This window comes from Bacillus sp. ABR (assembly GCF_056172715.1).
In genome coordinates, this window is the sequence record NZ_JAOYSL010000004.1 from 238,736 (window position 1) to 257,234 (window position 18,499).

Consider the following 18,499-nt stretch of genomic DNA (forward strand, 5'->3'; position numbering starts at 1 on the left):
TTCTTATGAATTCGGTTTCTTTACCACATTCCCGCCAATCACCCCGCCAATGACCAGCACCCCTCCGAGGAAATGATACCAATCAATCGTTTCGTGTAAAATGAGAACCCCGGCGGCGACTGTGATAAACGCGGATAAATTATTAAAGATGCTGACCTTTGCCGCTTCTAGGTGCGAGAGTGCATAGTTTGATAAATACGCCGTGAGAAGCGATGAAAGAATACCTAAAAAGAGCATAGACCATACAAAGGATGCATCTGTAAATGGACTGAAAAACTCCGGCAATGAGCCATTGATCGAATGCCGGATAAGCGCAGCGGCATTGAAAAAGACAAAGCCAAAGAAGGTCATCACAAAGGTGAGTTCGATCACATGGAATCGTTTTGTAATCACTCTAGCAAACACACTATATGCACTGGATGACAAGGCTGAAAGTAAAATCAGCACATAGCCGATGAAGTGAGAATGCTGGACATCAATTCCCTTCATGACAAAGAGAAGCATCACACCGCACACAGAAAGAAGGGTAAACAGCACTTGTATCCATGTCGCACGTTCCTTTAAAAACCAGGCTGCCAGCAGCATCGTCAAAATGGGAATCGTCGCTTGAATGATGCCAGCCTCTGAAGAAGATGTATACATCAATCCCCACACTTGAAAAGCAAAGAACAAAACAGGATAAAGCAAGGAAAACGGTACGATATAAATGAGATCACGCCATTGAATGGATATGCGATTCTTCTTTCGTAAAAATGGATACAGCAATAGAGCGGCTGCAAAAGAAACAGTAAAGCGGTGTGCCAATAAATCGATTGGGTTTGCTGATTCTAATGCTATTTTGACAAATAAAAAGGAAAAACCAATGATAGAGGCATATGCGATCGCAGCAGCATACGCTTTTTGTTTTGAAATATTCATAACGTGACTCCTTACATGAGCATGCATGCTTCAAATGAATTGACCGGTTCTGTTCTTCTATCGTAATCGGAACATCTAACGTGTACAATAAGAGAACATAATATCTGTACCGGTACAAGGAGGAAAAGGCGTGAGGAAATATGATCAGCTTGTCTTGAGTTTAAAAGAAAAAATGGATTCAGGGGAGTACAGCGCTGGAATGAAAATTCCCTCCATTCGCCACTTAGCGGCTCAATATGCAGTGAGTAAAAGCACTGTCATCAAAGCGCTAGACACATTGGAGCGTGAACATCTGCTGTATTCTGTAGAAAGAAGCGGCTATTATGTCGTGAAAACGAAGCAATCAGTTGGTAAGCAGGATGGCACATGGATTGATTTTGCTTCCTCTGCACCTGATCCCGTGGTGTTTCCGTATGTCGATTTTCAGCACTGCATCAATCAAGCGATCGATTTGTATCAAAACGACTTATTTATTTACGGCACAGCCAACGGTTTACCATCTCTGCTGCCAGTCATTTCAAAGCGATTAATGGATTATCAAGTGTTTGCTCAACCAGAACAGATCGTCATGACCTCTGGTATTCAGCTCGCGTTATCCATTTTAAGCACCATCCCTTTTCCGAATGAAAAACAAACTATACTTGTAGAACAGCCGGGTTATCACTTATATCTCCAATATTTAGAGAAAAACCAATTGCCTGTGCTCGGAATTCAGCGGACGGAAAAAGGGATCGATCTGATCGAATTAGAGCGTATCTTTCGAGAAGAGGAGATTCGTTTTTTCTATACGATGCCACGATTTCAAAACCCGCTTGGAACGAGTTTATCAAAGCAAGAAAAAAGAGCGATAGCAGCCCTTGCTGAGAAATATGATGTCTACATTGTTGAGGATGATTATATAGCAGATTTAGAATTTGATACAAAAAGAGACCCGATTTATTCATACGATCAGGCAGGAAAGGTTATTTATTTGAAAAGCTTTTCGAAAATCATCTTTCCAGGGCTGCGAACAGGAGCGGTCGTCTTACCTGAAGAACTGATTAGACCTTTTAGCGAACACAAACGGCTCATTGATATCGACAGCTCTATGCTGTCCCAGGCAGCTTTAGAAATATATTTAAAAAGCGGGATGTTTGAGCGGCATAGAGACAGAATGCGGGCGAGCTATCGAAATCGCTCTAAGCAGCTCGTAGCAAGTTTAAAAAATGATCAGGGCGCTTATCAGCTGGGAGAACAGGAGCCGGCTACCCATACACATGTACGTGTCGACCGGTCGATTCCCATGAACCAGCTCATTCAGCAGCTGAAAAAGGCATCTGTTTCCATTCAGCCAATTGACCGCCATTACCTGAAGGCCTATCAAAAGGACCCGATTTTTCAGCTAAACATCTGGCAGGTGAAAGAAGAGCAGATCACACGCGGAGTCGATCTATTAAAGACGGTATTTCAGCAAATCACGCGTTATTAAAGGCGGGACAGTACATCACTGCAAGTGAGTCTCTCAACGCTATCAGCCGCAGCAGACTTTCGTGTGCATACCGCCATTTGGTAGGCAGGATCAATTGAATATGTTTGAACAAAGCAAGGCGTTTCATGATCAGGTAATGTCAACGTAGCCTGTCCATCCTCTGAAAGACGGGCTGTAAAGGACGAAAGACCGTAGGATAATCCTTTTCCAGTCAGCTTGATAAAGGCCTCCTTCATTGACCATAGATGAAAGAAATAGGCTTCCTGCCGCTCTGCCGGCTGTGAGAGTAAATCCTGATACTCATCCGCTGAAAAAAATCGCTTGGCAATCGCCAGATCAATAGGTTTGATTTCCTCAATATCAATGCCAACAGGTGCATCATCTACTGCGCAAACGACCCAATCGCCAGAATGAGAAAGATTAAAATGAAAAGAAGGAAGCTGCCGGACAACAGGCTTGCCATTGCCCTCAGTTTCAAAAACGATCTGATCCATAGGCAGATCGTACATATCATGGATCGTTTGACGAACCAGCACCTCACCTAACAAGGTTCTTCTGGCATCGATCAAAAAACGAAAGCGATCAGCCGCAGCACGCTTTTCAGATGACACAAAGGACTTCAAACGCTCTATTTGTTGTTGTGCATTGATTTCATCTAAGTGTTGTAATTGGATAGCAAATATCTTCATAACGAACCTCTAATTTTTTACATTCATTGTACCATTGGAGAGTGACGTGCAAAAGGGTCCATTAATGTAAAAAGGACAGCGAGCCTCGCTGCTTTTATGTCTGTTTCATAATGTGTACACCATTCGGATCAATTGTCTCCATTTTATCAATATCCGTCATGACCACATCAAGCAGGGAAAGGCGTTCTCCTTTTTGCCAGTGAATGGGCTGATTCAAAGGTGATAGCAGCTGATCCACTTTAGGTGTCTGTGACAAATCAGGAATAGCAATTGTCATAGCATGCAGCGCATCGTTTCCAGTTTCAATGACATCTGTACGCCGCTGTAATTCAAGCCTTAAACGAAGAGGTGTCGAAAGAAACGTTCTCCGTTCCCCTTCTTGGACAGGCCAGTTTAATTCCTTAGCTTGTGCAAGCAGCTGATCATATTCTTCGTTTGAGACAAGAAAGCCGATGTGATCAAACAAGACTTTTTTACTATATCCGAATGTGATATTGATCTGACCTTTTCTCATTTCGATGATTCGAAAAGTCGGCTGCTTATATCTAAAATCATCCCATGTGAGCGGGGGATGAAAGGAACCATCCTTTGTGAAACGTCCTTTTACCTCAAAGCCCAGCGAACGATACGCTTGTTCTGTCTCTTCAACAAATGGTGTCCAGTAATGATAGTGGAAAAGCTGCATGAGATCTCCAACTCCTATGTATGAATATTCTGTTTTTTTATTTTAACACAAGAAAAGCCATTCTGATCTTAGAATGGCTTGTTCTCATCTAGTAAGGGTTTGAACAGGTTTCTCTGCTGTTTTTGTAATGAGCAGCTGCAGGAGTCGTGTCGATTGCGGCAAGGAAAAACGAAGGACAAGACCTGTGAAGATCGCAGTCAAAATCGTTCCAATGCCAATCGGTCCGCCGAGCATCCATGCAAATAAAAGCACTGTTAACTCAATGCCATTTCGAACCCACTGTACGTTCAGTCCCGTTTTCGCTGAGATGAGCAGCATTAATGAATCCCTTGGCCCAGCGCCAAGATTGGCTGAGACATAAATGCCAACACCGTATCCAGAAACTACAACACCCGTAATAAATACATATAAAGCCGGTAAATACCCATGTGGTGCCGGTAATATCGCATTAAAGAAATCAATAAACACACCAATCAGCACCATATTCAGTAAAGCGCCAATCTTTGGAAATGATTTCGTGAAAATAGAAGTCAGTGTCACAATAAGTGCACCAATGATAATGGACCATTGTCCAATTGTGAGTCCAAAATGCTGAAACAGTCCGTAGTGGAAAGCGTCCCAAGGACCAATCCCAAGGATCTTCCCTTTCACTGTCAGCGATAGTCCAAAAGCTAGTACGATCAGTCCAACAAAATAAAAAAACCAACGTAAAAGATGTTCCCGCTTCAAAAGCATTCCCTTCTTTCTTAAACACTCGATTTCCATCGTAACATACTCTCACACCCCTTTAAATGGCTTTGCTCAATTGTAATCGCTTACTCCAAAAAGAATTTTTTTGATTCGTAAAGGTCAAAACATCAAAACAAACAGCAAGACTTTCGAATTGTTTTTTTTACCAAACCAAGCCATTAATTCCCTCCTTTTAAAAGAAAAAGAAAAAAATTCAATATATTTTGACAAAAAAATAATCTAAACCAATTAAAGAATAATTATCTTTAGATAGAAGAGATTGTATGTAAACTGTGTCATTAGACCTGTTGGAAAATACGGAGGTTTACTATAAAAAAAGATCATTTTATTGGAAAAAACATATGCAAATCAAACGTTGAGAGGCACCTGTTACTAAAGGTCTATTTTTGTCGAAATTAGTCATTTAGTCATGTTGTTACTTTTGAAATGTTACTGATATTCTTTACCAAAGTGTGGGAGGTGAACTGGTACATACCATTACGATATAAAGCAAGAAAAAGGGGAGGTCAAAAAATGAATATATTGAAAAGAACAAGTCAATTATTTCTTATATTAATGCTGATTGCTGGAAATTTATTAACAGTTTCACCGGTAGTGACGAAAGCCGCGGGGACGGTTGTTGTGAACAATACGGATTCCTATATGTTTGGGAGTAGACCGCTGGTTCTTCAGCAGCTTGATGGAAATAACCCAACAAACGTAAAAGCTAGTGTACAGGTGAAAGGAATCGATGTAGGTGCAGTGAATGGTGTTGCTGTAAGTGATCGAGAAAATGTTGTATATGCAACTGCAGATAATGTCGGTAGCCCTAGTCTATATAAAATAAATGCGACCTCAGGGCAGGCAGAGATCGTAACCAAATTACCTGAAGGTGCTACTAATGCCGTTGTGTATCAAGATAAATATATATATTCTTATGCTTCTAATGGTGAGTATTTCCTTGGAACGTACGATTTAGTTACGGGTAAAAAAACGGCCAAAAAAATCGTAGGCTATGAGATTGGGTCTGGCGTTGGCGGAGACCTTGTCGTTGATAAGGACGGTTATCTTTGGTTCGCATCCAATGGCAGTGGTGCCATTGCACAAATGAACCCTGATACAGCAGAGGTCATTCGTGTCATTCCAATTAAAAATGCGGATGGTAAAACGATTGACGGAGGCGTTCGGGGAATTAGCTTTTTGCCAAATGGACAAATGCTATTACAGTCAGGATTAAATGAATCCATTGGTCATTCCACTCTTTTTACACTTGATGCGAAAACATTAAGTACAACATATATGGGCACTGTAGGTGATACATTATCTTACGACCTAGCTTCACGTGTAAAACCAGAATTTGATCCATATCCGCCAGAGCTTGAATCAGAAAAATCAGTTGTCTTACAGAAAAAAGCAGAGGGCAACACAGATGAGAAGCATCCAGAAGTAGGCGATACCCTTCTTTATACAATTAGAGCCAAAAATACAGTACAATACGGCATTCTTAAAAATCTAATCATTTCAGATCAGCTTCCAAGCAGTTTAAGCTATGTTGCAGGCTCACTTAAGGTAGATGGTGCCAGTGTCACAGATGCAAAAGATCAAGATAAAGGTGATTATACAAACGGCACTGTTGCAGGACAAGTAGGTGACGTGAAAGATACCGATTGGCACACCGTGACATTTGAAGCGACAGTAGGAAAAGGTCAGGCAGGCAAGGATATTAAAAATACTGCCAATGTAAAAGGGGAGAACACACCACCAGGCAATCCAACAACAGATATAGAAATCTATCCTCGAGATCCAAAGCTTGAATCAGAAAAATCGGCGGTCTTGCAGAAAAAAGCAGAGGGCAACACAGATGAGAAGCATCCAGAAGTAGGCGACACATTGCTTTATACCATCCAAGCCCGTAATGCTGTTGAAGATAGCTTCATTGAAGATCTTGTCATTTCTGATAAATTACCTCAAGGGTTATCATATGTACCAAATTCACTTCAGGTAGATGGAAACCCAGTCACGGATACAAAAGATGATGACAACGGAGATATAACAGACGGAACAGTTACTGGAACGTTCGGTGAAGTGAAAGATGCGAAGTGGCATACAGTGACGTTCGAAGTGACGGTTAACAAAGGTCAGGCAGGCAAAGACATTCAAAATACAGCGAGTGTCACAAGCGGTAACACACCACCAGAGACACCGACAACAAAAACAGAAATCTATCCTCGTGACCCGAAGCTAACATCAGAAAAATCAGCTGTCTTACAGAAAAAAGCAGATGGTAACACAGATGAGAAGCATCCAGAGGTTGGTGACACTCTTCTTTATACAATTAAAACAAAGAATACGAAAGAAGACAGTCTCGTTGAAAACTTAGTGATCTCAGATGAACTGCCGGAAGGCTTGGCATATGTACCGAATTCACTACAGGTGGATGGAGATACAGTCACAGACGCAAAGGATGACGATAACGGAGACTTTACAAACGGAGCCATTTCAGGACAATTTGGCGACATTAAGGATACAGATTGGCATACGGTGACGTTTGAAGTGACGGTTGAAAAAGGACAATCAGGCAAAGACATTCAAAATACAGCGAGTGTCACAGGGGGCAACACACCACCAGAGAAACCGACAACAAAAACAGAAATCTATCCGCGAGATCCAAAGCTTGAATCAGAAAAATCAGCGGTCTTGCAGAAAAAAGCAGAAGGTAACAAAGATGAGAAACATCCAGAAGTAGGCGATACCCTTCTTTATACGATTAAAACAAAGAATACGATAGAAGACAGTTTGATTAAAGATTTAGTCATTTCAGATCAATTACCAAAAGGACTGAAGTATGTCACTGGATCCCTGCAAGTTGATGGAGAATCCGTCACGGACGTAAAAGACGATGATAGCGGAGACTACACAGATGGAAAGGTTACAGGATCTTTTGGTGATGTGAAGGATACGGACTGGCACAACGTGACGTTTGAAGTAACAGTTGAAAAGGGACAGGCTGGTCAAGACATTCAAAACACAGCTAGCGTCACAGGCGAAAACACACCGCCAGAAGAGCCATCAACAGAAACAAAAATTTACCCTCGTGACCCAAAACTAACATCAGAAAAATCAGCGGGCATTCAGAAAAAGGCAGAGGGCAACACAGATAAAAAGACACCACAGGTAGGCGATACCCTTCTTTATACGATCAAAACAAAGAATCTTGAAGAAGACAGCATCGTCAACAATCTCGTGATTTCCGATGAATTGCCAGAAGGTCTTCAATATGTCGAAGGTTCACTAAAAGTAGATGGACAAGCCGCAACAGATGCAAAAGATGACGATAACGGAGACTATACAAAAGGCACAGTAACCGGTCAATTTGGCGATATCAAAGATACGGACTGGCATACAGTGACCTTTGAAGCGAAAGTCGCAAAAGGCCAATCAGGTAAAAGCATTCAAAACACAGCAAAAGTAACAGGCGAAAACACGCCGCCAGAAGAGCCATCAACCGAAACAAAAATTGATCCAAGAGATCCAAAGCTTGAATCAGAAAAAACATCTGAAATCTCTCAAAAAGCAAAAGGCAATACAGATGAAAAACAAGTACAGGCAGGCGACACGCTCCTTTACACTATCAAAACAAAAAATAGTGTAGAAGACAGTGTCATCAAAGATCTAGTCATTGCAGATAAACTACCAGAAGGTCTTCAATATGTCGAAGGTTCACTAAAAGTGGATGGACAAGCCGCGACAGATGCAAAAGATGACGATAACGGAGACTACACAAAAGGCACAGTAACCGGTCAATTTGGCGATATCAAAGATACGGACTGGCATACAGTCACATTTGAGGCGAAAGTCGCAAAAGGCCAATCAGGTAAAAGCATTCAAAACACAGCGAAAGTAACAGGTGAAAACACGCCGCCAGAAGAGCCATCAACAGAAACAAAAATTGATCCAAGAGATCCAAAGCTTGAATCAGAAAAAACATCTGAGATCTCTCAAAAAGCAAAAGGCAATACAGATGAAAAACAAGTACAGGCAGGCGACACGCTTCTTTACACCATCAAAACAAAAAATAGTGTAGAAGACAGTGTCATCAAAGATCTAGTCATCGCAGATAAACTACCAGAAGGTCTTCAATATGTCGAAGGTTCACTAAAAGTGGATGGACAAGCCGCGACAGATGCAAAAGATGACGACAATGGAAATTACACAAAAGGCACAGTAACTGGTCAATTTGGCGATATCAAAGATACAGATTGGCATACAGTCACATTTAAGGCGAAGGTTGCCAAAGGATCTGAAGGGAAAACCATTCAAAATATCGCAGTCGTAAGTGGTGAGAATGTAGACGATCCAGACAACCCTGAAAACTCAACAACTGTAGAACCACCGCATAAGCCAGAGGTGCCAGCAAATCCAGATACGCCTTCTAGTTCAGAAACGGAGACACCTGGTCATCATCTTCCGAATACTGCAACTGCGATGTACAACCTTTTACTAGCAGGTTTTGCACTCGTATTAATAGGTGCAGCTCTTATCGTCTGGAACAGAAGAAAAAGAAACGGATAACCGGTCATGTTTCAAAAATTCATCTCAGCGATATTAATCATAGCAGGGCTGTGTCTTGCGATTGTAGGATATTTGAATATCGTTGATGGACAAAAAGAAGTAGATCATTCATTTCAGTCTGCACAAGCAGCCATTCAGCAAAAGGGGAAAACAGATTCCCCTTTTGCGCCGCAGACTGGTGAAGCGATTGGGCTTTTGCACATCCCAAAGCTAAAAGCTGAGTTACCGATTGTAGAAGGAACAGATGCAGATGATTTAGCAAAAGGCGTTGGTCACTTTCACGAGAGTTATTTTCCAAACGAGCACGGACAAATCGTTCTATCAGGGCACCGTGATACGGTGTTTAGACGAACAGGAGAACTTGTGAAGGGAGATCAACTGATTATTGAGCTTTCATATGGACGTTTTGTCTATGAAATCGAGAAAACAAAGATAGTGAAGAAAGATGATCAAACAATTATTACGTTACAACAGGAAAAGGAAGAACTTATCCTCACCACATGTTACCCTTTTTCCTATATTGGTCCTGCACCAAACAGATATATCATATATGGGAAGCGTATTTAGTCACTGGAACAGCCTGCAGATTAACCGATTTGATCGCTTAATCCCTTCATATAGAGGGAATTGTCTATATCATATCTAGTGATGCAGGAGGGGGCAATTTGTTAAATAACGATTATGTTAAATATATAGATAAATTTGGGAGAATTGTTCTTCCGACAGAGATGAGAAAACGGTTGAACATTCATTCGCAAGATTTTATGGAGATTTACAGAGAAGAAGATCAAATTGTGATGAAACCGTATTGGCAGGACAAACCTTGTATCGTAACAGGGCAAGTGACGTGTTCCAATAAGGTGCTATCTGGTGGTGTGGTCATCAGTCCAGAGGGAGCAAGGCTGCTCCTGCAAGATTTACTGGCGCTTCGCCTGCAAAAAGAGATATAAAAAAAGGCTGTCCTCACCACGTGAGAACAGCCTTTTTTCATCATACTGGATTCAAAATCCGGTTTAAGAATTGTTTTGTTCGTTCTTCCTTTGGTCGTTTGAAGATTTCTTCCGGAGGACCTTGTTCGACAATGACGCCGCCATCAATAAAAATCACTTCGTCTGCTACTTCTTGGGCAAACTTGATTTCATGTGTGACAACCGCCATGGTCCAGCCTTCCTTCGCTAGATCCTTCATGACCTTTAAAACTTCCCCGACAAGCTCAGGGTCAAGCGCAGAGGTTGGTTCATCAAAAAGCATAAGCTCTGGCTGAATGGCAAGTGCACGGGCAATCCCGACACGCTGCTTTTGACCGCCTGAGAGCTGAAATGGATACAGGTCTTTTTTATCCTCAAGACCGACCTTTTGCAAGAGCTGAATGGCTTCTTTTCGAACCATTTCCTTTGGACGGCGCTGCACCTGGACAGGACCTTCCATGACATTTTCAAGCACTGTACGGTGAGGAAACAGGTGATAATCCTGAAATACCATTCCTGATTTACGGCGTAGCTTTAGCAGATCAGCTGATTTATTTTTTTTCGAAAAATCAATCGAGAAATCATCGAAGGTAAAGGAGCCGCCATTTGGTATTTCAAGTGCATTTAAACAGCGAAGCATCGTTGTTTTCCCAGATCCAGATGGACCAAGAATGGCCACAACCTGCCCTTTGTTGATCGAAAAATCAATCGACTTTAAAATCTCATTTTCACCAAAGGATTTCTTGAGACCTTTGACTGTTAGCATGTCGTTCCCTCCTTACCTTGCGACATATCGATCAAGTCGTTTTTCAATTTGATGCTGAACGAGCGATAGAATGAAGCAGAATACCCAATAGATGAGGGCTGCTTCCATATAAATAAACAAGATCTGATCCAAGTTCGCCGCAGCAATTTCCTGTGATTTACGGAACATCTCTGCCACGAGAATCTGGGAGGCAAGGGATGTATCCTTCACCAAGCTAATGAATGAATTAGACAGCGGTGGAATCGATACACGCACAGCCTGCGGTAAAATCACGCGGACGAGCGTTTTGCGATGTGTCATCCCAATGGAATAACCTGCTTCCCATTGTCCTTTTGGAACAGACAGGACGGATGCACGGATAATTTCCGACGCATACGCACCTACGTTTAAAGAAAAAGCAATAATGGCACTTGGATATGGATCCAGTGTGATATTAAATGTCGGAAAGAAATAGAAAATAATAAACAATTGCACAAAAAGCGGCGTTCCGCGAACGGCCGACACATAGATGGAGAAAATCCATCTGAGGGCTTTAATTTTAGACATTCTCGAAAGAGCTGTCACAAGCGCGATAAAAATACCAATAATAAAGGCAATGATGGCGAGGGGAATTGTATAATAAATCCCCTGCATCACCATTGGCCAAAAAGATTGCTGAAGAAGATCCCAAGGAATGACGACTCCTAGGATGTTATTTTGTAACATCTTCACCAAACCATTTCTTAGAAATCTTAGCGAGTGTACCGTCTTTTTTCATTTCTTTTAATGCGCCATTCACTTTGTCAACGACTTCGCCGCTGCCTTTTCTGAATGCGAAATAAGTTTCTTGAGGATCTCCTGTTTCAAATGCAACTTTTAGGTTTTTGTTACCGCTTGTTTTCAAGTAATTCAATACAGCCAATTTGTCATTGAACGTCAGATCAGCACGTCCTTGCTGAATCAATTGAATGGATTGCGCAAGACCTTCAACGCCTTCGATCTTAGCACCAGCATCTGTTGCTAGTTTGTTGTAGTTACTTGTTAACGATTGTGCTGCTTTTTTGCCTTTAACATCAGATAGTTTCTTGATGTCGTTATTATCTGATTTTGTCACAACAATAGCTTGAGATGTCGTGTATTTATCAGAGAAATCGTATTGATTTTCACGGCCAGTTTTCCCAACTTGGTTCGCTACCACGTCAAAACGTTTTGCATTCAGTCCAGCAAACATACTGTCCCATTGTGTTTCTTTGAATTCAGGTTTTAAGTCAAGGCGTTTTGCTACTTCAGTGATGACTTCTACATCGTAGCCAGTTAATTTATCTGTCTTTTTGTCATGGAAAGTGAAAGGAGCATAAGTACCCTCAGTTCCGATGGTTAATACACCTTTATCCTGAATGGATTTCCAAAGGTCTCCTGATTCCTTAGACCCAGATTGTTTATTCGCGTTGTCGCTTGCACCAGATCCACATGCCGTGATCAATGCAACACAAGCGCCTAAAATAATGGCAAAGAACATTTTTTTCATTTTATTCCCCACTTTTCTTGTTGGTATTTACAACATATGATCTTACAGAGAAGCAACCTAAAAGTAAAGCATTTGAAACTAGCTTGAGCGAATCTCACCAACTTTATGCCCGCAACCCATTTCTTTCAAACCTAAAAAGCCATTCAGTTTATTTGTGCGAACATTACTAAAATAAAGACTTTGAGACAGTGACCATAGAAGGAAGCATATTTATTATAAAAGATGTATAATTAATAGGTTGTTTTGAAAATGGAATGAATCACATGGAGACATGTTTTGATAACAGAGCATCTTAGAAGAAGGAGGGCATCATTGTGGATGTTGGACAAAATCAGCCTGAACAATTGAAAAGGGCGATGACTTCCCGCCATTTATTTATGATTTCACTTGGCGGTGTCATTGGGACAGGCTTTTTCTTAGGAACGGGCTATACGATTGGACAAGCAGGGCCAGTCGGAGCTGTTCTTTCATATATTGTGGGCGGATTGATCATGTATTTAACCATGCTGTGTCTTGGGGAGCTGTCGGTTGCACTTCCTGTGTCGGGGTCGTTTCATACGTATGCGACGAAATTTGTCAGCCCGGCAGCGGGTTTTGCTGTCGGCTGGATTTATTGGCTCGGCTGGGCGGCAACGGTCGCCCTTGAGTTCTTATCAGCAGGACAGCTGATGAGGCGCTGGCTGCCGCAAGTAGATGTGTGGATTTGGTGTCTCATATTCGGACTCTGTCTTTTCTTATTAAATGCCCGGTCAGCAAAAGCGTTCGGGGAGTCGGAATTTTTCTTTTCTACCATTAAAATTATTGCAATTTTACTCTTTATTGGCGTAGGCGGAGCGGCGATGTTTGGGTTTATTGATACAACGAGCGGTGAACCCGCCCCTTACTTCAGCCATTTTGTGAATGATGGGCTGTTTCCAAATGGCCTGCTTGCCGTTGTGGTCACGATGATTACGGTGAATTTTTCGTTTCAGGGAACAGAGCTGATCGGTATTGCGGCAGGAGAAAGTGAAAACCCCGAGAAAACCGTTCCTCGTTCGATTCATCAAACCGTATGGCGTACACTTGTCTTTTTCGTCTTATCTATTTTCGTCTTAGCCGGTATGGTGCCTTGGAAGGAAGCCAGTGTGCTGCAAAGTCCATTTGTTACTGTGTTTGAGAGAACGGGCATTCCTTTTGCGGCAGACATCATGAACTTTGTCATTATTATTGCTTTATTATCTGTTGCGAACTCTGGCTTGTATGCATCGACGAGAATGCTGTATTCCTTATCGAAGGAAGGAATGGCAGGAAAAGCATTTAGACGCGTCAATCAGCGCGGCATACCGATGAATGCCTTACTGCTCACGTTCCTGTTTACAGGGATTTCGCTGTTATCCGGTTTTTTTGCAGAGAAAACGGTATTTGCCTGGATCGTGTCCATTGCCGGAATGAGTGCCCAGACAGGCTGGATCACGATTACACTATCACAGCTTCTTTTCCGTAGAAAATATTTGAAAGCAGGCGGAAAGCTGGAAAACTTAAAATTTAAAACGCCTCTTTATCCGGTGCTGCCAATCATTGCGATCACACTGAATACCATCGTGTTGGTCAGCCTTGCCTTTGATCAAGAGCAGCGCATCGGGCTATATGTCGGCGTACCGCTCATGATCATTGGATATTTTGTCTATCATCGCTATGTGAAAAAGCATCAGGCACAAAGTGAGCCACTGAAGCTGCAAATCCATGGAGATGACGAGATCCGGTTTTAAAATCAAAAAACACTAAATTTAAGATATTTAAAAACACCTCTGATATCAATCTGAAGGTGTTTTTTTTTGAAGTGATTCTGGAACTTCTCATATCAATAGAAGTACTATTTAACTGAGCTGTAGTTCTCAACTAACAACAAAAGTTAGTTCATATCCTGCTGTTTAAAATCTTGTTGTTCAAAATTTTGGAGCTTATTCTGATATCCTACGTTATTATTACCCCAAAGCTTCTCGTAATCCCATCCTGTTAGCGCTTTCAAAACACTTCTTGTTTCATCATCAGCCTGTTCCATTGAACCATTATTCTTTAACCTATTAATTTCATTAATCATAATGGAATGAGTTTTCTTAGATAATTTAAATTTAAATGAAATAACTAAACTAATCCCGACTAGCCCTACAGTTCCGAAAAACAGAATACCTACAATCCCATTTATTGCTGTCGTAGACTGTGTCGTCGCACTTGCAACGAATCCACTTTCCTGTAAAATAACTCCCACCAAGAATGTGGCTAAAGCTGTAGTACTCTTGCGTGTAAACGTCATAATACCTGCAAATATTCCTTCTCTTCTTTTACGAGTGACCATTTCATCTACATCAGGAATGAAAGTGTAAATATTCCATGGTATATAATATAACCCACTCTTTCCGATGCCTAAGATAAAAGAGAAAGCATACAGCGCTATAATCATATAAGTTGGTTGTGTGAAGTATAAAAATATATAACCGCTGATACATGTAATAATAGCAATATAAGATATTTTCAAAGATGGCGCAGGACCTATTTTAATCACGAGCCAACCAAACAATATGGTACATACCATTTGAAGTAATGAACCAATAGATAATAAATCGGCTGCGAGCACTGCATCTTTATTTAAAGAAAACACAACAAAGTAGACAAAGACAGCGTTTAAAATATCCATGGCAGTAAACGAACAAATATACATCGTGAGGTGCTGGCGGAAACTTCTAATTCTAAAAGTAGATGTTAAGTCAATGATGACTTTTTTTATGGATTCTATAGCAGGTACTTTTTCTACACCATCAGGTTCTATCATGTCTTCTTCTATTTTACGTTCCCATGTTGTTCTATGTGTAATTAATAATGCAGCCATAAAAATAAAGGTGAAGATAATTCCATTGTAAAGAAAAACTTGAGGTGAATCTTTTCCGAATATTTCGAATAATCTGCCTGGAATAAAGGTAGCTAAAAATGTTCCTAGTCCTGAGTAGATTAATCTTATTGTTGAGAGCTTGGTCCGTGCATTAAAATCATTCGTCATTTCAGCTCCAAGTGTTTCAAATGGAATTAATACCATTGCTGCAAGGAATTCTAACAAAATATAAACCGTTAAATAGTACCAGTAATTCATATCAGAAATCCAAAGAAGAGAATAAATAACCATCAAAGGGCTTCCAATTAGTAAAAAGAACCTGCGTCGTCCAAATTTTTTCCCAAGTTTTGTACGACCAAAATTGTCAGTGATATGGCCCATAATTGGGCTTGCTATCGCATCAATAATACGAGCAATTGCAATAATAGATCCTGCTTCAACAGGGGTAAGACCACAGTATGTAATAAAAAAATATAACATCCATGCGCCTATGATAGCGAATGCTCCCCCTCCAAATAAATCCATTGTTCCATAACCAATATAATTTTTGAGTGTTAGTTTCCTGTTCTCAGTCTGCATTCTTATTTCTCCTTTCCAAGCCTACTTATAAATTTAAAAAAACATATAAAATAAAGATGTATGACAAGGAAAAAAATAAAAATATTAAACACCTGAATACGCCATAAAACCTCCATCAACAGGAATGGTCACGCCGGTAACAAATGCTGACATATGATCATCAACAAGCCATAATAGGGTACCAAGAAGATCTTCTGGCGTACCAAACCTTCTCATTGGTGTGTTCGAAATAATCTTATGAGACCTCTCTGTATAATCTCCTTCTTCAGTTAGGAGAAGGTTTTTATTTTGTGAGGTTAAAAAGAAGCCCGGTGCTATGGCATTTACTCTAATTCCTGCCTCGGCCATATGAACAGCTAACCATTTGGTGAAATTTTCAATTGCTGCTTTTGCCGCGCTATAAGCAGGCACTTTGGTCATTGGAGAAGGGGCACTCATAGATGACATGTTGATGACAACTGCTCCCTTTCGATGAACCATATTTTTAGTGAAAATTTGTGTAGGAATAAAAGTCCCCATAAAATTTAAATCAAATACATTTTGTACACTATCTGTACTTAAATGAAAAAAAGTATTTACCTTAGGATTAGTAAGGTCTTCTGTTTGAAATATTTCATTGGTTGTATTTGCACTGGAGTGGTTACCACCAGCTCCATTTATCAATATTGTACAATTGCCTAATTCCTCTGTTACAATTTTCTCGGCTTGTTCAACACTCTCTTTATTCAGAACATCACATTTAATCGCAATCGCTTTCCCGCCCATAAGGTTAATTTCTTCGGCTACCTTTTCACCTTTTTCGACTGTTCTATTTAAAATGGCCACAGACACGCCATGTCTAGCAAGTTCCTTTGCCATGGCGCTGCAAAGTACTCCACTTCCTCCTGTTATGACAGCTACTTTACCAGCTAAATTTTTATTTTCTTGTATGTTTACCATGTAGCTTCCTCCTTTGCTTCTTTTCATACAGAATGTTTATTTTGTAAAGCATCCCAAGCTCCCCACAAATACATAATTCCAAGTGCTCTATCATAAAGACCATATCCAGGCCTGCATTGTTCATCCCATATGTGTCTTCCATGATCGGGTCTACAATAACCTTTGAATCCGCTTTCGTAATAAGCGTGTATAATAGCTGAAACATCTACTGATCCATCTTTTGATCGATGCGATGTTTCAACAAAGTCCCCGTTATCATATACACGTACATTTCTTATATGAGTAAATGGGATTCTATCAATAAATTCGTGAATCATAGAAACTAAATCATTTTCTAAGTTTGCTCCTAAAGATCCTGTACAGAGCGTTATACAATGATGTGGGCTATTATTTAGTTGTAAAATTTTTCTGATGTTTTTTTGGTTAGTTACTATTCGCGGTAGACCAAAGACAGGCCAAGGTGGATCGTCAGGATGAATAGCCATTTTAATATCATGAAGTTCTGCAATTGGAATAACCTGATCTAAAAAATATTTCAAGTTGTCCCATAAATCATCGTCTGTTACATTTCTGTAGGCTTCAAAAAGGTGGTGGAGGTGATTTAACCGCTCTGGTTCCCAACCTGGCATGGTTAAACTGGAGTTCTCACTAATTTTATTTACTAAGTCTTTCGGATCAATATCTTTAATTCGACTATGTTCATAAAATAGAGCTGTAGAGCCATCAGGAAGTGTTTTATTTAAGTCTGTACGGATCCAATCAAATACAGGCATAAAGTTATAACATATGACTTTAACACCGACCTTTGCTAGCTTCTGAATTGTTTTCTTATAATTTTCTATGTATCGATCTCTAGTTGGAAGTCCGAGCTTAATGTCTTCATGAACATTCACGCTTTCAACCACTTCAATATGAAGGTTATGTTTATCAGCTAATTTTTTCATTTCTACAATTCTTTCTATTGGCCACTCTTCTCCTGCGGGCACATCATGCAGTGCCCAAACAATTCCTTCCACTCCTGGAATCTGCTTTATTTGTTCCAGTGTGATTGTGTCGTTTCCTTCTCCAAACCATCTAAATGTCATCCTCATCTACCATCACCCCTAAAAATATAAGTAACAACCTATTTTTATTTAAAATAATTTGGATATTCTTTCTTCAATAATTCTTTATCAACAAGTGCAATTTTCAAATGCTCTTCCATGATTGTTTCAGCTTTATCAGCATCTTGATCTTGTATTGCTTTGAAGATATTTACATGTTGAGAAAGAATATTATCCCAATTATAATCTGTTACTAGCCTTAACATGCGACTCCTATTAAAGTGTACATTCATCTGTTGAATAACTAACCATGTTTTTTCTTTTTTACACCGTTTGAAAATAGTTCTATGAAACTCCTCATCTAATTCAAACATTTTTTTATAATCTTTTTTCTTAACGCAAATTTTTTGCATACTTAAATTCATATCTAAATCATTAATCAACTCTTCAGAAGGTTCCTGACAGGCTAGTCTAATCACTGCCTTCTCGAGATGTTCTCGCATAAACCGTGCTTCCTCCACAAGGTTCAAATCAATTAAAGAAACAAAAGTACCTCGTTGAGGATAGATACTTAATAATCCTTCTTGAGATAATTTTAAAAAGCTTTCTCTTACAGGAGTTCGACTAACATTAAATTGAATGGATATTTCTTTTTCAGAAATATTTGTCCCAGGTGGAAGCTTCAGGCTTAATATTTGATCTTTTAGCATATTGTAAACTTGTTCCCTCGTAGAGAGGTTTTGGTTTTTAAAATCGATATTCATTATTCT

General features: G+C 40.2%; 16 protein-coding genes. 5 read left to right on the top strand and 11 right to left on the bottom strand.

Annotated features, from left to right (window positions below; all coding sequences use genetic code 11):
• Positions 1 to 3: 3 nt before the first annotated feature.
• Entirely contained in the window at positions 4 to 918 is a 915-nt protein-coding gene (locus OIT90_RS14470) for a DMT family transporter (protein ID WP_058837309.1), read from the bottom strand.
• A gap of 130 nt (positions 919 to 1,048) precedes the next feature.
• Here OIT90_RS14470 and OIT90_RS14475 point away from each other — a divergent pair, with 130 nt between their 5' ends.
• Positions 1,049 to 2,386, top strand: coding sequence for an aminotransferase-like domain-containing protein (locus OIT90_RS14475; protein WP_058837310.1), 1,338 nt, complete (start codon positions 1,049 to 1,051; stop codon positions 2,384 to 2,386).
• Here OIT90_RS14475 and OIT90_RS14480 read toward each other — a convergent pair.
• The 3 genes from OIT90_RS14480 to OIT90_RS14490 all read right to left on the bottom strand — a co-directional run bounded on the left by OIT90_RS14480 (position 2,383) and on the right by OIT90_RS14490 (position 4,489).
• A complete protein-coding gene (locus OIT90_RS14480; protein ID WP_058837311.1) occupies positions 2,383 to 3,075 on the bottom strand; it encodes a 4'-phosphopantetheinyl transferase family protein in 693 nt (230 codons plus the stop codon). The genes OIT90_RS14475 and OIT90_RS14480 overlap by 4 nt on opposite strands.
• A 94-nt stretch (positions 3,076 to 3,169) precedes the next feature.
• Positions 3,170 to 3,760, bottom strand: a complete 591-nt coding sequence (locus tag OIT90_RS14485) for a hypothetical protein (protein ID WP_058837312.1) — start codon at positions 3,758 to 3,760, stop codon at positions 3,170 to 3,172.
• 84 nt (positions 3,761 to 3,844) lie between these two features.
• Entirely contained in the window at positions 3,845 to 4,489 is a 645-nt protein-coding gene (locus OIT90_RS14490) for a YczE/YyaS/YitT family protein (protein ID WP_041089049.1), read from the bottom strand.
• Positions 4,490 to 5,023: 534 nt separating this feature from the next.
• On the opposite strand from OIT90_RS14490, the gene OIT90_RS14495 reads away from it, so the two are divergent.
• From OIT90_RS14495 to OIT90_RS14505, 3 genes are all read left to right on the top strand, one after another.
• Positions 5,024 to 9,061 carry an isopeptide-forming domain-containing fimbrial protein gene (locus OIT90_RS14495; protein ID WP_474892666.1) on the top strand — a complete coding sequence of 1,346 codons (4,038 nt, stop codon included), beginning with the start codon at positions 5,024 to 5,026 and terminating at the stop codon, positions 9,059 to 9,061.
• A 6-nt stretch (positions 9,062 to 9,067) separates the two neighbouring features.
• Positions 9,068 to 9,628: a class D sortase gene (locus tag OIT90_RS14500; RefSeq protein ID WP_144490723.1), complete on the top strand. Its 561-nt coding sequence runs from the start codon at positions 9,068 to 9,070 to the stop codon at positions 9,626 to 9,628.
• A gap of 98 nt (positions 9,629 to 9,726) precedes the next feature.
• A complete protein-coding gene (locus OIT90_RS14505; RefSeq protein WP_064498665.1) occupies positions 9,727 to 10,011 on the top strand; it encodes an AbrB/MazE/SpoVT family DNA-binding domain-containing protein in 285 nt (94 codons plus the stop codon).
• 40 nt (positions 10,012 to 10,051) lie between these two features.
• Here OIT90_RS14505 and OIT90_RS14510 read toward each other — a convergent pair whose 3' ends face one another.
• Genes OIT90_RS14510 through tcyA form a run of 3 tightly spaced genes read right to left on the bottom strand, consistent with a single transcriptional unit; the run spans position 10,052 to position 12,302 of the window.
• A complete protein-coding gene (locus OIT90_RS14510) occupies positions 10,052 to 10,795 on the bottom strand; it encodes an amino acid ABC transporter ATP-binding protein (protein WP_041089051.1) in 744 nt (247 codons plus the stop codon).
• A gap of 12 nt (positions 10,796 to 10,807) precedes the next feature.
• Positions 10,808 to 11,500 carry an amino acid ABC transporter permease gene (locus tag OIT90_RS14515; protein ID WP_327842339.1) on the bottom strand — a complete coding sequence of 231 codons (693 nt, stop codon included), beginning with the start codon at positions 11,498 to 11,500 and terminating at the stop codon, positions 10,808 to 10,810.
• The gene (gene tcyA / locus OIT90_RS14520) at positions 11,487 to 12,302 is read right to left on the bottom strand and encodes a cystine ABC transporter substrate-binding lipoprotein TcyA (protein ID WP_039176473.1); all 816 of its coding nucleotides are present in this window, start codon (positions 12,300 to 12,302) and stop codon (positions 11,487 to 11,489) included. The genes OIT90_RS14515 and tcyA overlap by 14 nt, the downstream gene beginning before the upstream one ends.
• Before the next feature lie 314 nt (positions 12,303 to 12,616).
• Between tcyA and OIT90_RS14525 the strand changes: the two genes are divergently transcribed.
• On the top strand, positions 12,617 to 14,050 hold the full coding sequence (locus OIT90_RS14525) for an amino acid permease (RefSeq protein WP_106025705.1): 1,434 nt from the start codon (positions 12,617 to 12,619) through the stop codon (positions 14,048 to 14,050).
• Between the two features lie 143 nt (positions 14,051 to 14,193).
• On the opposite strand, the gene OIT90_RS14530 is transcribed toward OIT90_RS14525, so the two are convergent.
• The 4 genes from OIT90_RS14530 to OIT90_RS14545 form a co-directional block, all read right to left on the bottom strand.
• A complete protein-coding gene (locus OIT90_RS14530; RefSeq protein WP_039176478.1) occupies positions 14,194 to 15,747 on the bottom strand; it encodes an MFS transporter in 1,554 nt (517 codons plus the stop codon).
• 84 nt (positions 15,748 to 15,831) lie between these two features.
• The gene (locus OIT90_RS14535) at positions 15,832 to 16,686 is read right to left on the bottom strand and encodes an SDR family oxidoreductase (protein WP_126682201.1); all 855 of its coding nucleotides are present in this window, start codon (positions 16,684 to 16,686) and stop codon (positions 15,832 to 15,834) included.
• Between the two features lie 23 nt (positions 16,687 to 16,709).
• Positions 16,710 to 17,777, bottom strand: coding sequence for a mannonate dehydratase (gene uxuA, locus OIT90_RS14540; RefSeq protein WP_106025702.1), 1,068 nt, complete (start codon positions 17,775 to 17,777; stop codon positions 16,710 to 16,712).
• A gap of 38 nt (positions 17,778 to 17,815) precedes the next feature.
• Positions 17,816 to 18,493 (bottom strand): GntR family transcriptional regulator, encoded by a 678-nt coding sequence (locus OIT90_RS14545; protein ID WP_059374431.1) that lies wholly within the window; start codon positions 18,491 to 18,493, stop codon positions 17,816 to 17,818.
• Positions 18,494 to 18,499: the final 6 nt, after the last annotated feature.

Excerpts from the sequence above, each read along its gene's own strand:
- OIT90_RS14545 (WP_059374431.1), bottom strand. The coding sequence starts at position 18,493 with ATGAATATCGATTTTAAAAACCAAAACCTCTCTACGAGGGAACAAGTT.
- OIT90_RS14510 (WP_041089051.1), bottom strand. The coding sequence starts at position 10,795 with ATGCTAACAGTCAAAGGTCTCAAGAAATCCTTTGGTGAAAATGAGATT.
- OIT90_RS14530 (WP_039176478.1), bottom strand. The coding sequence starts at position 15,747 with ATGCAGACTGAGAACAGGAAACTAACACTCAAAAATTATATTGGTTAT.
- tcyA (WP_039176473.1), bottom strand. The coding sequence starts at position 12,302 with ATGAAAAAAATGTTCTTTGCCATTATTTTAGGCGCTTGTGTTGCATTG.
- uxuA (WP_106025702.1), bottom strand. The coding sequence starts at position 17,777 with ATGAGGATGACATTTAGATGGTTTGGAGAAGGAAACGACACAATCACA.
- OIT90_RS14495 (WP_474892666.1), top strand. The coding sequence starts at position 5,024 with ATGAATATATTGAAAAGAACAAGTCAATTATTTCTTATATTAATGCTG.
- OIT90_RS14470 (WP_058837309.1), bottom strand. The coding sequence starts at position 918 with ATGAATATTTCAAAACAAAAAGCGTATGCTGCTGCGATCGCATATGCC.
- OIT90_RS14515 (WP_327842339.1), bottom strand. The coding sequence starts at position 11,500 with ATGTTACAAAATAACATCCTAGGAGTCGTCATTCCTTGGGATCTTCTT.
- OIT90_RS14500 (WP_144490723.1), top strand. The coding sequence starts at position 9,068 with ATGTTTCAAAAATTCATCTCAGCGATATTAATCATAGCAGGGCTGTGT.
- OIT90_RS14535 (WP_126682201.1), bottom strand. The coding sequence starts at position 16,686 with ATGGTAAACATACAAGAAAATAAAAATTTAGCTGGTAAAGTAGCTGTC.
- OIT90_RS14485 (WP_058837312.1), bottom strand. The coding sequence starts at position 3,760 with ATGCAGCTTTTCCACTATCATTACTGGACACCATTTGTTGAAGAGACA.
- OIT90_RS14480 (WP_058837311.1), bottom strand. The coding sequence starts at position 3,075 with ATGAAGATATTTGCTATCCAATTACAACACTTAGATGAAATCAATGCA.